We start from the raw sequence: 12,512 nt of genomic DNA on the forward strand, positions 1-12,512 counted from the left end.
TGATATGAAAGGAATTGTATTAGCCGGTGGATCCGGGACCAGGTTATATCCAATTACCAAAGGGGTATCGAAACAGCTGTTACCGATATATGATAAACCCATGGTATATTATCCCATTTCAGTATTGATGCTGGCGGGAATCAGGGATATTTTAATTATTTCAACCCCGCAAGATTTGCCGGGGTTCAAGCGTTTACTAGGAGATGGCTCCGATTATGGGGTACATTTCACGTATGCAGAACAGCCTAGCCCGGATGGGTTGGCCCAGGCATTTATCATCGGTGAAGAGTTTATCGGGAATGATTCGGTTTGTCTGGTATTAGGTGATAATATTTTTTACGGACAACATTTTACGGGAATGCTATTGGATGCCGTAAAATCTGCAGAATTAGAAGATAAGGCGACTGTTTTCGGTTATTGGGTGAATGATCCGGAACGTTACGGGGTGGCTGAGTTTGACAAGGAAGGTAACGTGTTGAGTATAGAGGAGAAACCTAAAAATCCGAAATCAAATTATGCCGTAGTCGGGTTGTATTTTTACCCGAATGAAGTGATACGTGTCGCTAAGGAAATAAAACCTTCTGATCGAGGAGAATTGGAGATAACCTCCGTGAATCAAACTTTTCTTGAAAAGGGCGATCTGAAAGTGCAATTATTGGGACGAGGATTCGCTTGGTTGGATACGGGTACTCATGACTCGTTAGCAGAAGCTTCAAATTTCGTGGAAGTTATCGAGAAACGACAAGGTTTGAAAGTGGCTTGCTTGGAGGAAATCGCCTATATGAAAGGGTGGATTGAAGCCGATCGGTTGAAAGCATTGGCTCAACCGATGATTAAAAATCAGTATGGGCAGTATTTATTGAAATTACTGCAGTAATTTCAATAAGTTGCAGGTTGGCAGGTTACAAGTTACAGGTTCGTGCGCTACAAGTTGCAGGTTGGTACGCCAAAAGTTAATAAGTTGCAAGTTATGGGGACTGTTAAATGTTTTGAGGATTTTAAGATTTGGCAGGATGCTCGGATACTGGTGAACAACGTGTACATGTATACTGCTGACGTTAAGGATTATGGTTTTAATGATCAGATTAGGAGAGCGGCGGTTTCAGTGATGAATAATATTGCAGAAGGATATGAGGCCGGGGGAAACGTGATGTTTAAGAAATTTCTGCAGATATCGAGAGGTAGTTGTGGGGAAGTGAGAAGTATGTTGTATTTGGCTAGAGATTTAAAATATATAAATGAAACACAAGTAGATGGATTGTTGGTAGATTGTGTCGCTCTTTCAAGAGCCATAAGTAAGTTAATCGCTTACTTGGATAACACAACTTGCAACTTGTAACCTGTAAACTTGTAACTAAATTTTGAAGAATGAAAAATTTATTAATAACAGGTGGAGCCGGGTTTATCGGTTCACATTTAGTTCGATTGATGGTAAACAAGTACCCGGAATACCGTATTATAAATTTGGATAAATTGACGTACGCGGGAAATCTTGCCAATTTGAAGGATATAGAGAATATGTCGAATTACAAGTTCGTGAAAGCGGATATATGTGATTTCGAGAGGATGCGTGAGATTTTTGCAGAATATGATATAGACGGTGTGATTCATTTGGCTGCGGAGAGTCATGTTGATCGTTCTATTAAGGACCCGTTTGCTTTTGCACAGACTAACGTCATGGGAACATTGAGTCTGTTACAAGCCGCAAAATTGGCTTGGGATGGAGATTTTGACGGGAAATTATTTTATCATGTTTCGACAGATGAGGTATATGGCTCATTACAACCAGATGGTGGATTTTTTTTAGAGACAACAAAGTACGATCCTCATTCTCCTTATTCAGCCTCAAAAGCTTCTTCTGATCATTTCGTGAGAGCTTATCATGATACTTACGGATTACCCGTGAAAATATCCAATTGTTCCAATAATTACGGGACTTACCAGTTCCCGGAGAAGTTGATACCTTTATTTATCAATAATATTCGTCATAATAAACCGCTTCCGGTGTATGGAACGGGAGAAAATGTGAGAGATTGGTTATTCGTGGAGGATCATGCCCGGGCGATTGATTTGATTTTCCATAAAGGAAAAGTTGGAGATACCTATAATATTGGCGGATTTAACGAGTGGAAGAATATTGATTTGATTAAGGTGATGATCAAGGTTACGGATCGCTTACTTGGACGTCCGGAAGGGACTTCAGAAAAGTTGATTACTTACGTGACTGATAGAGCCGGACATGATTTGCGTTATGCTATTGATTCAACGAAATTGCATGAAGAATTAGGATGGGAACCGTCATTGCAATTTGAAGAGGGGATCGAGAAAACCGTGAAATGGTATTTGGAAAATCAGGATTGGTTAGACAACGTGACGAGTGGTGAATATCTGAAATATTACGAGAGCATGTATAACGTGTAGAAAATTTTCACTTGTAATGAAGGTTATAGAGACAGAAATAGAAGGAGTAGTTATACTTGAACCTCAGATTTTTGGTGATGAAAGAGGATATTTTTTCGAAAGTTTCTCTTTAAAGCGTTTCGAGGAGGAGGTTAGTAAAACCGTATTCGTGCAGGATAACGAGTCAAAATCCAAATATGGCGTTTTGCGCGGATTACATTACCAGTTACCTCCTTACACGCAAGCCAAGTTGGTGAGAGTGGTGAAAGGGACAGTACTGGATGTGGCCGTGGATATTCGTAAAGGGTCACCGACATTCGGTAAGTATGTTGCTGCCGAGTTGAGCGAGGAGAATAAACGGCAGTTTTTTCTACCTAAAGGATTGGCTCATGGTTTTGTTGTTTTGAGTGAAGAGGCGATATTTCAGTATAAGTGTGACGAGTATTATGCTCCCGGACACGAGGGGGCTATTCGGTTTGATGATCCCGACTTGGGGATAGACTGGAGATTGCCGCTGAAAGATATTATTTTGTCAGAAAAAGATAAGAAACATCCTAGGTTGCGGGATGCTGTATTGTTGTAAAAGAGAGTAAATGAAAAGTTATTTGTTTGGACCGAATGGTTTAGCTACCAAGATTGTGCATACGAGATACCTGAGTCGTTGGATCGTGATGGGTATTGATGTTGTGATTTCAACCGGGGTAACGGTTTTTGCTTACTGGCTTATCCGGTTTGTCAGGGAAGAACCTATTGTTTGGTCATGGGTTGCATATTTGGGGGCATTAGCCGCGGTGATTAGTGCATTGGCATTTGCCATTTTACATGCTCATCGTGTTGTGATGCGTTACACCACGTTACGGGAGACATGGCGTTTAGGTATCGCGATGTCGTTGAAAGTGATTATTCTATATCCATTGATTCATATCCTTTATTCTCAGGTGTCCGTGGAGCGATTGATTTTAGGGGCGTTGTTGGATGTGATGACTACCACGGTAGTGTTGGTTTCCGTGCGGGTTGTGCTCGTAAGCGTTTATGATTTTTTGAAAGTACGCTTGAATGGGGTGCAAAAGCGAGTGTTGATATACGGTATGGATGATTGCAGTGCATCGCTTAGTAATGCGGTTTCCAATAGTTTTTTACCGTCTTATAAGGTGGCCGGATATTTGACGATCGGGAAGCGATATAAACATTACCGGTTGTCGGGAGAATACGTGTATTTTGTTACTGGCGAAGAGGCATTCGGGCGGTTAATAAAGAGGTTGCGTATAGAGGGTATTGTATTCCCGAATTATAAAACTGCACAAGAGGAACAGAAACGTTTGGTGCGTTATTGTCAGAAACTCGGGTTGGAGATGTTGGTATTACCTTCCGTGGAAGAGGTAAGTGACGGGCAAGTGCCTCGCCCGCAAATGAAAGAAATTCGGCTGGAAGAATTATTGGGGCGTGATGAAATCAAGATCAGTATGAAGGAAATTGCCGAAGGGTTAGAAGGGAAAGTGGTTTTGGTGACAGGTGCTGCAGGTTCTATCGGAAGTGAGTTGTGTCGGCAGTTGACCCGTTTTGAGGTGAAACAATTGATATTACTGGATTCCGCGGAGACACCGATGCATAATGTTCAATTGGAATTTACAGATAAGTATCCGAATATTTCATTTATACCTGTGATCGGGGACGTGAGATCGCAGGAACGCATGGATTTTGTTTTCCGAAATTATCATCCTCAGGTGGTATTTCATGCAGCAGCTTACAAGCACGTTCCTTTGATGGAGTTGAATCCTTGCGAGGCAGTGCGGGTTAACGTGTACGGGACGATGAATGTTGCAGACCATGCCGTGAAATACGGGGTGGAACGTTTTGTGATGGTGTCCACGGATAAGGCTGTTAATCCTACTAACGTGATGGGGGCTTCTAAGCGTTTGGCCGAAATTTACGTGCAAAGTTTGAGTGTTGCTATCCGTGATGGAGTGCAGGCAGGAACGACTCGTTTCATTACCACCCGATTCGGAAACGTGTTAGGTTCCAATGGATCGGTGATTCCGAGGTTTCGGGAACAAATTCGTAACGGGGGACCGGTTACGGTGACTCATCCGGATATAATTCGTTATTTCATGACTATCCCTGAAGCTTGTCGTTTGGTGATGGAAGCCGGAACGATGGGAATGGGAGGTGAGATATATATATTTGAAATGGGACGTCCGGTAAAAATTGCTGATATGGCAAGAAAAATGATCGAATTGTCGGGATTCGATCCGGATAAAGAAATTTCAATTGTTTACACGGGGTTACGACCGGGAGAAAAATTATACGAGGAATTGTTGAGCAATAAGGAAAATACTTTGCCGACAGCACATAATAAAATCCGGGTAGCGAAAGTGAGAGAATATAATTATGTCGAGGTGACCAAGGAATTAGAGAAGTTGAATGAATTGGCTGCAATGGTGAATATTCCGGAGGTGGTGAAAATGATGAAGGCTATTGTTCCGGAATTTGTTAGTAAGAATTCCGAATTTGAGAAGTTCGATAAACAATTGAAAGTTGAAAAGAGTTTATAAAGTCCATAAGGTTTATAAAGTTTATAAAGTCAATGGACCCCTGCGGGGTAAGAAAGATAGAAGTTAAAAAGTTCAGTGATTGCCGATTTAATGATTAAGTGATTATAAAAAACGTTAGCCTTGTGCAGTTGGGAATTACCTAATCTGAAATCATAAAATCACGGAATAAGCCCGACCTGGTGCGGTTGGAATCTAAAATCTAAAATTTAAAATCTAAAATTGATAAGGTGTATGGCAAATATATTGATTACAGGAGCGAATGGACAATTAGGGACTGAGTTGAGAAATCGTAGTTTTTCTTTGTTAGATGATGTGTTTTACACGGATGTGGAAGAGTTGGATATTACGAATTTCAAGGCAATATGTGCTTTTATTGAGACGCATGATATTGATACGATAATAAATTGTGCTGCTTACACGGCTGTGGATCAGGCCGAGCAAGAAGAGGAAAAGGCCATGAAGTTAAACCGGGATGCCGTGGCGAATTTGGCTAATGCAGCCAAGAAATTAGGATGTCTGTTGCTACACGTATCAACAGATTATGTGTTTGACGGGACGGCAGATCATCCCTACACGGAAAAAGATACCACGAACCCACAAAGTGTTTACGGGAAGACCAAGTTAGAGGGTGAATTGGCGATCAAGAAATCGGGTTGTATATATATTATTATTCGTACAGCATGGTTATATTCAGGGTATGGACATAATTTCGTGAAAACAATTTCTCGTTTGGCAACCGAACGGGATGAATTAAACGTGGTAAATGACCAGTGGGGAACGCCGACTTATGCAGGGGATCTTGCAGAGGCGATTATTAAGATCATGGAAAAAAGTGATTTGCCAGAATATGAAGGCGTTTATCATTTCACGAACGAGGGAGCGTGTACATGGTATGATTTTGCTAAAGAAATAGTGACTATCACGGGAGCCCCGTGTAAGATAAATCCGGTTACATCGGAAGAGTATCCTTCTAAAGTAAAAAGACCGGCTTATTCGATATTGGATAAAACAAAAATTAAAGAGACTTTCGAATTAGAGATTCGGGATTGGAGAGATGCATTAAAAAGTTGCATGGCAACTTTTTAACGCGTACCTTTGCGGTCGTTTTTAGAAAAAGATAAATAATGATTACAGTTTCGGATTTAGAGATTCAGTTTGGGAAAAGAACATTGTTCCGGGATGTGAATTTAAAGTTTACCCCAGGGAATTGTTATGGAGTGATTGGTGCTAATGGTGCCGGAAAATCTACTTTCTTGAGAATATTGAGTGGTGATTTGGACCCAACCCGGGGAAACGTGATGTTTGGACCAGGAGAGCGGTTATCTGTATTAAAACAGGATCACTTCGCTTATGACGATTGTACGGTTCTGGATACCGTGTTACAAGGACATTCTTCTTTATGGAGCGTGATGCAGGAGAAGAATGCGATATACATGAAGGAAGACTTTTCGGATGAAGATGGAATCCGGGCAGCGGAGTTGGAAGAGTTGTTTGCCGGGATGGACGGTTGGAATGCAGAGAGTGATGCGGCAAATTTGTTAAGTGGATTGGGAATCAAGGAGGACTTGCATTATTCCTTGATGAAAGATATAAGTGGAAAGCAGAAAGTCCGGGTTTTGTTGGCGCAGGCATTGTTTGGTAAGCCGGATAATTTGTTGTTGGATGAGCCCACGAATGATTTGGATTTGGAGACTGTCATGTGGTTGGAAAACTATTTGGCTAATTACGAGAATACGGTTCTTGTGGTGTCGCATGACCGTCACTTCTTAGATTCTGTTTGTACTCATTCCGTGGATATTGATTTTGGTAAGATTCAATTGTTTGCGGGAAACTATAGCTTTTGGTACGAATCAAGTCAGTTAGCTCTACGTCAGGCTCAGGCAAAGAATAAGAAAGCGGAAGAGAAGAGAAAGGAGTTACAAGAATTTATATCCCGTTTTAGTGCCAACGTGGCGAAGTCTAAACAAACGACGAGCCGTAAGAAGATGTTGGAAAAATTAAATGTTGAAGAGATATTGCCTTCTACACGAAAATATCCGGGAATTATTTTTACCCCGGAACGAGAGGTCGGGGACCGTATCTTGGATGTGCGTGGTTTGAGTAAATCCATCGAGGGACAGACTTTGTTCCGAGATGTAGAATTTACCGTGGAGAAAGGAGATAAAATAGCGTTTTTGTCACGAGATCCGAGAGCGATGACGGCCTTGTTGGAGATTCTTAACGGGAATGAAAAACCGGATACAGGAAGTTTCACGTGGGGGGTAACGATCACGAATGCTTATTTACCTTTGGATAATTCGGCTTACTTTCAGACAGATATGACTCTGGTTGAATGGTTGGGGCAATATTCTGCCGATACGAGTGAGACCTTTTTGAGAGGCTTTCTGGGGAAGATGTTGTTTTCAGGGGAAGACATTTATAAACGAGTGAAGGTTTTGTCCGGAGGGGAGAAGATGCGCTGTATGATAGCCAAGATGATGTTGAAAAATGCTAATGTTTTGTTACTGGACTCTCCGGCCAACCATTTGGATTTGGAATCCATACAGGCTTTTAATAACACGTTGGTAGCATTTAAGGGTATTGTATTAATGAACTCGCATGACCACGAGATTATCCAGACCGTTTGTAATCGTATTATAGAGTTAACTCCTAATGGCATGATTGATAAACGAATGGATTTTGACGATTATATCACAAATGATAAGATTAAGGAACAATTGAATCAGATGTATTGATTTGAATTGTTTTTCAGATAATTAAATATTCGAATTTATTGCTATATAGTAATAGATTCGAATATTTTTTTATATATTTGTGTAATATATAGTGAGGAATTATGAAGTGTGTATTAGTAACCGGTGGCGCCGGTTTTTTAGGATCGCATCTGTGTGACCGGTTGATCCAATCGGGTAATCATGTTATTTGTTTAGATAATTTTTTTACAGGAACCAAAGATAATATTCAACATCTAATGGGAGATTCTCATTTCGAATTAGAGGAACGAGAGATTATCTGGCCTTATATAAAAAATGTTGATGAGATTTATAACCTCGCATGTCCGGCTTCTCCGGTTCATTACCAATATGATCCTGTAAAAACGATTAATACTTCGGTACTTGGGGCTATTAATATGTTGGAATTGGCAAAAGGTGCCGGGGCAAAAATACTTCAAGCCTCCACGAGTGAAGTGTATGGAGACCCGGTGATACATCCCCAGACGGAGGATTACTGGGGGAATGTCAACCCGATAGGTGTCCGTTCCTGTTACGATGAAGGGAAGAGGTGTGCGGAAACGTTATGTATGGATTACCATCGGCAAATGGGGGTAATCGTGAAGATCATTCGTATTTTTAATACTTATGGTCCCCGAATGGCGCAAAATGACGGCCGGGTTGTCTCCAATTTTATCGTGAACGCTTTGTTGGGAAAAGATATCGAAATTTATGGCGACGGAACACAGACAAGGAGTTTCCAGTACGTGGATGACCTGATTGAAGGAATGATTAGGGTCATGAATACTGAAGATGAATTTACCGGTCCCGTGAATTTAGGTAATCCCGGAGAGTTTACCATGTTAGAGTTGGCTAACTTGGTACTGGAATTAACCGGATCAAAATCTGATATCGTGTTTTCGACGCTTCCGAAAGATGATCCCAGAAAGCGTAAACCGAATATTACATTGGCAAAAACGAAGTTGGATTGGGAGCCTACGATACCCTTACGAGAGGGACTATTAAAAACGATTGACTATTTCAGGTCGATATTATAGGGATATTCATAAGTGAAAAATAGGTAATAAGGGACAGTTCGGGCATGCCCCGTGCTCCATGGACGTGTTGTCTACGTACCAAGTTCAGTTCCCAAACGGCTGTGAAACGGAGGCAAAACGTCTGTCATCTGCTTGTGGTGCCTTATTTGTTCCTAAACACCCCCTAATCTCTCCCCGCTCTCTTTCTGAATTTCTTTAGCACAAAAATAGATGTTCGCAAACAAGAACCATGACAGGCAAAGTATGACATTTCATGACAATCCGTGACTTATCCTCTTTTTGCTTTTTCCCATGTTCCTTTTCCTTTGTGTTTATTTAAATAGGAGAATGCTTTCAACACGTTTAAGTTCATGAAAGTAAAGTAGTAAGGGATAAAAAGAATCTTTATTTTTATCTGTTTCTTGGCCATAATCGCTCCGGTCCAAGCCAAAATGTAAAATATGATTTGTAAAATAAGCATTGTATCATACAGGACGGAGGTTTGTGTTAACGCGAGGGTCAGATTCAAGGGGAATAATAGAAATAGTAAAACAGGAGTAATTGACCAGCGTAACACACGGTGTGATATATATTGAAAAGAAAGAATCCCGTATTTGAATATATTAAGAAGACCTTTCAGGCGTGCGATAGATTGTAAACCTCCTGCTGCAATACGGACTTTGCGTTTTTGTTCTTCGTACATGTCAGCCGATCCGGATTCGATGGCGTAAGCCCGGTCGCAATAAGCAATTTTATAACCTTGTCGGGCAATTTCGAGAGAAAGAATAAAGTCATCCAAGAGTGTATCCGTTGGCATCGTTTTAAAAAGATCCGTTTCTATGGTAAATAATTCTCCGGCAGCGCCTACCGCGGAGTAAAGCCTTGAATCAAGGGACTTGAGTTTTGATTCATAACGCCAGTAAAAACCTTCACCCCCTGCTGCGGCAGCATCCTTGTCTTTCGATTCGATTCGTTTTTCACCGGCCACGCAACCAACTTTCGGGTCCGAGAAGCAAGTCATGATTTCCCGGATCGCCTCCGGGTTCAACATCGTGTTGGCATCCGTGAAAATCGTGTATGGGGTTTTAATAAACTGCATGCCCCGGTTGAGCGCGGCTGTTTTTCCTTTGCGCTCTGGGGAGAATAGTATTGTAACTTCCGGATAGGTGGCAAGTTTGTTATTCGTGGCATCTGTAGTACCGTCCGTGACCCATACTATATGTAATTTTTCTTTGGGATAGTTGAGGTTATGGCAATTTTCCATCTTCTCTTCAACAATCTTTTCTTCATTATACGCTGCAATAAAGAGCGTGACATCCGGTAAGGGTTCCCGGATTTTCAAGGGAGAGGGTGGGTGAATCTTTTCTTTGATCCTGACTAGGATAAATAAGATTATCCCGTATCCGATGTAGGTGTAGAACACGATAGCGATGGAAAGCCAGAAAAAGTACTGAAGAAATTGCATGAGCGTTTTTATTTTAGATAAAATTCACTGATAACCGGATTATGATCACTCCATTCGAGTTCCGGGGAGTGATAATCTACACATTCGAATTGTGAAGAGTAAAAGATGAAATCAATGCGTAACAGATGGTGTATTCCCCGAAACGTGTATGCATACCCGTTCCCACGTTCTTTGAAACTGTCTTTCAGTTCTCCTTTAATGTGATGATAGGTATACGATGCTGGGGTGTCGTTAAAGTCTCCACACACGATTACCGGAATTTTTGTCGTGTCAATGACTTGTCGTACCATTTCGGCTTGTGTTGCCCGAATTTTGAAATTCTTTGTCAGTTCTTGCGTGATATCTTGCATGACGGCTTCCGCTTGTTCGAAGTCAGCATTTTGTATAACCGGATTATCAAGTTCTTTCTGTTTCCTGCTGAAATTAGTCGTTTGCATGTGACAGCTGATGATTCTTATGGTTTGTTCTCCGACCTGTATATCTGTCCACATGGCATCATTGGTTTTGGAGCGGAAAGGAATTGTTCCGGATCGAACGATAGGATATTTGCTGAAAATGCCCATGCCCAAGGCGGTTGATCCTTCCAGGTATTGGATGGCATGATACGGGAAATTCAGTAATTTACTCAATGTATTGGCATTCATTTTCGAGTTTTCCATGTATTCTTGGAAACAGATGATATTCACGTTGTCGTTACGTGCGAAACCCGTGATGGCGTGTTGTGTACTGAACTTCTGCCAAGATCTGAATTTACCCACGTTGTAACTGGCTATACGAATGGATTTTTTGTTTTGCGGGATCTCTTTTGATGAAATGGTTAATTGAAAAACAGATAAAATATTCCCGATATTTAGCAGGATAGCAAGTGCCGGAACAATAAACCACCATTTTTTTCTGATGATCCAGTAAATCAAGAGGAGGAAATTGGCGATTAAAATGACGGGTAGGGCCAATCCCGTGAACGTGACGAGCATGGATTCGTTTGGAGAAATTTGCCCCGCTAGGTATGCCGCAATTAAAACACCTGCCACGATAAAACTTATCGGCACCATTAAAAGAGAGAAAAAATATCTGAGAGCTGCCATTTGATCGTTAACTTAAAATTGAGTGTGTCGAGAGCCTTGTGTAAATTAATGAATATATCTTTTGTTGTAGTACAAATGTATACTATTTAGTGTGAATTTTGAAAGATAATCTAAGAATTCTTCTCTGTTTTATTTTTTTAATTCGATTTTCATGATAATCGGATTGTGGTCACTCAGGGAGAGGTAAGGTGATTGGTAACTTAATCCTTTAAATGACTGATTGTAACCGATGAAGTCTATTCGTAATAGTCCTTTGATCCCGTTAAATGAATGGCCATATCCTTTTCCTCGGTCCCGGAATCCATCTTTGATATCTTTTCCTGCAATATGATTAAAGGCGAAAGATATTGGGGTATCGTTAAAGTCCCCGCATATAACCACTGGATATTGAGTCGTGTCAATAATCTGGCGAACAAGAATGGATTGTCGGGCACGTATTTCAAAATTTTCTTTTAATTGTTCGAGAAGGGTGACTAAGGTACGTGCTTGTCCTTTCCAGTTCTTCACGCTTTTGTATTCGTCATATTTTTTTTGATTGATAGAAACATTTGTTGTTTGGAGGTGATTATTGAAAATCCGAATCGTGTCGTCTTTGATTGCGATATCGGCCCACATACTAGCATTTTTTTCCGATCCGAAATCTATTTCCCCGTGGCGGATGATGGGATAACGGCTGTAAATACTTATGCCAAAATTGGCCCACGATGTTTTTCTATTAAAAAATACCCGTCTATGGGGTAACCCGAATCTTTCCTTTACCGCGATTGAGTCTTGTTGGGCTTCTTCGCAATGTTCTTGAAAACATAAAATGTCGATGTGATTCTCTTCCACGAGATCCTTTAGATTGTATTTTCCTTCATTCCGAACAATCCAGTAAAAACCTTCCACGTTATAACTGCCTATCGTGATCTCATTTCCTTTGGTGTATGGAATATCTTTTTTCCAGGGTGATTGGAACATGCTGCTAAGAAAATTATAATTACAGATGATGGTGATAAGTGGTAATATCACCCACCATTTTTTGCAGATACTCCAGTACACGAGAAGATAGATATTCATGATCATGATCACAGGCATGAATAAGCCGGATAACGCGGGAATCCACCATTTGTCGGGATTAATGTATGGAGCGAAAACCCCACATATACCCAGAAAGGCCATTCCTAGGGTTGTCGGTTTCATTAACAAGTAAAAGAAAAACCTCAGTGCGGCCATTTTACAATTTGTACGTTAATCGTTTTATCTGTTTGTGATGCCGCGAA

The 12,512-nt window shown here is 40.9% G+C and carries 11 protein-coding genes; 8 read left to right on the forward strand and 3 right to left on the reverse strand.

The window, feature by feature from the left end:
- Nucleotides 1-4: 4 nt before the first annotated feature.
- From rfbA to DWW52_RS00920, 8 genes are all read left to right on the forward strand, one after another.
- A complete protein-coding gene (rfbA, locus tag DWW52_RS00885) occupies nt 5-877 on the forward strand; it encodes a glucose-1-phosphate thymidylyltransferase RfbA (RefSeq protein WP_118713595.1) in 873 nt (290 codons plus the stop codon).
- Nucleotides 878-970: 93 nt separating this feature from the next.
- Nucleotides 971-1,339: a four helix bundle protein gene (locus DWW52_RS00890; protein WP_118713596.1), complete on the forward strand. Its 369-nt coding sequence runs from the start codon at nt 971-973 to the stop codon at nt 1,337-1,339.
- A 29-nt stretch (nt 1,340-1,368) separates the two neighbouring features.
- On the forward strand, nt 1,369-2,421 hold the full coding sequence (gene rfbB, locus DWW52_RS00895) for a dTDP-glucose 4,6-dehydratase (RefSeq protein WP_118713597.1): 1,053 nt from the start codon (nt 1,369-1,371) through the stop codon (nt 2,419-2,421).
- Between the two features lie 16 nt (nt 2,422-2,437).
- Complete coding sequence (rfbC, locus tag DWW52_RS00900) at nt 2,438-2,983, forward strand: dTDP-4-dehydrorhamnose 3,5-epimerase (RefSeq protein ID WP_118713598.1); 546 nt, start codon at nt 2,438-2,440, stop codon at nt 2,981-2,983.
- 10 nt (nt 2,984-2,993) lie between these two features.
- Nucleotides 2,994-4,952 (forward strand): nucleoside-diphosphate sugar epimerase/dehydratase, encoded by a 1,959-nt coding sequence (locus DWW52_RS00905; RefSeq protein WP_118713599.1) that lies wholly within the window; start codon nt 2,994-2,996, stop codon nt 4,950-4,952.
- Between the two features lie 231 nt (nt 4,953-5,183).
- Nucleotides 5,184-6,038, forward strand: a complete 855-nt coding sequence (rfbD, locus tag DWW52_RS00910) for a dTDP-4-dehydrorhamnose reductase (protein ID WP_118713600.1) — start codon at nt 5,184-5,186, stop codon at nt 6,036-6,038.
- Between the two features lie 38 nt (nt 6,039-6,076).
- Nucleotides 6,077-7,687: an ABC-F family ATP-binding cassette domain-containing protein gene (locus DWW52_RS00915; RefSeq protein WP_118713601.1), complete on the forward strand. Its 1,611-nt coding sequence runs from the start codon at nt 6,077-6,079 to the stop codon at nt 7,685-7,687.
- A 101-nt stretch (nt 7,688-7,788) separates the two neighbouring features.
- Nucleotides 7,789-8,721, forward strand: a complete 933-nt coding sequence (locus tag DWW52_RS00920) for a UDP-glucuronic acid decarboxylase family protein (protein WP_118713602.1) — start codon at nt 7,789-7,791, stop codon at nt 8,719-8,721.
- A gap of 268 nt (nt 8,722-8,989) precedes the next feature.
- Here DWW52_RS00920 and DWW52_RS00925 read toward each other — a convergent pair whose 3' ends face one another.
- The 3 genes from DWW52_RS00925 to DWW52_RS00935 form a co-directional block, all read right to left on the reverse strand.
- Nucleotides 8,990-10,165 (reverse strand): glycosyltransferase family 2 protein, encoded by a 1,176-nt coding sequence (locus DWW52_RS00925; protein WP_118713603.1) that lies wholly within the window; start codon nt 10,163-10,165, stop codon nt 8,990-8,992.
- 8 nt (nt 10,166-10,173) lie between these two features.
- A complete protein-coding gene (locus tag DWW52_RS00930; protein WP_118713604.1) occupies nt 10,174-11,250 on the reverse strand; it encodes an endonuclease/exonuclease/phosphatase family protein in 1,077 nt (358 codons plus the stop codon).
- 129 nt (nt 11,251-11,379) lie between these two features.
- Entirely contained in the window at nt 11,380-12,465 is a 1,086-nt protein-coding gene (locus tag DWW52_RS00935) for an endonuclease/exonuclease/phosphatase family protein (protein WP_118713605.1), read from the reverse strand.
- Nucleotides 12,466-12,512 lie beyond the last annotated feature (47 nt).

The sequence above is a fragment of the Odoribacter sp. AF15-53 genome (genome assembly GCF_003479425.1).
Lineage (GTDB): Bacteria > Bacteroidota > Bacteroidia > Bacteroidales > Marinifilaceae > Butyricimonas.

Excerpts from the sequence above, each read along its gene's own strand:
- DWW52_RS00925 (WP_118713603.1), bottom strand. The coding sequence starts at position 10,165 with ATGCAATTTCTTCAGTACTTTTTCTGGCTTTCCATCGCTATCGTGTTC.
- DWW52_RS00905 (WP_118713599.1), top strand. The coding sequence starts at position 2,994 with ATGAAAAGTTATTTGTTTGGACCGAATGGTTTAGCTACCAAGATTGTG.
- rfbA (WP_118713595.1), top strand. The coding sequence starts at position 5 with ATGAAAGGAATTGTATTAGCCGGTGGATCCGGGACCAGGTTATATCCA.
- DWW52_RS00920 (WP_118713602.1), top strand. The coding sequence starts at position 7,789 with ATGAAGTGTGTATTAGTAACCGGTGGCGCCGGTTTTTTAGGATCGCAT.
- DWW52_RS00935 (WP_118713605.1), bottom strand. The coding sequence starts at position 12,465 with ATGGCCGCACTGAGGTTTTTCTTTTACTTGTTAATGAAACCGACAACC.
- rfbB (WP_118713597.1), top strand. The coding sequence starts at position 1,369 with ATGAAAAATTTATTAATAACAGGTGGAGCCGGGTTTATCGGTTCACAT.
- rfbC (WP_118713598.1), top strand. The coding sequence starts at position 2,438 with ATGAAGGTTATAGAGACAGAAATAGAAGGAGTAGTTATACTTGAACCT.
- DWW52_RS00915 (WP_118713601.1), top strand. The coding sequence starts at position 6,077 with ATGATTACAGTTTCGGATTTAGAGATTCAGTTTGGGAAAAGAACATTG.
- rfbD (WP_118713600.1), top strand. The coding sequence starts at position 5,184 with ATGGCAAATATATTGATTACAGGAGCGAATGGACAATTAGGGACTGAG.
- DWW52_RS00890 (WP_118713596.1), top strand. The coding sequence starts at position 971 with ATGGGGACTGTTAAATGTTTTGAGGATTTTAAGATTTGGCAGGATGCT.
- DWW52_RS00930 (WP_118713604.1), bottom strand. The coding sequence starts at position 11,250 with ATGGCAGCTCTCAGATATTTTTTCTCTCTTTTAATGGTGCCGATAAGT.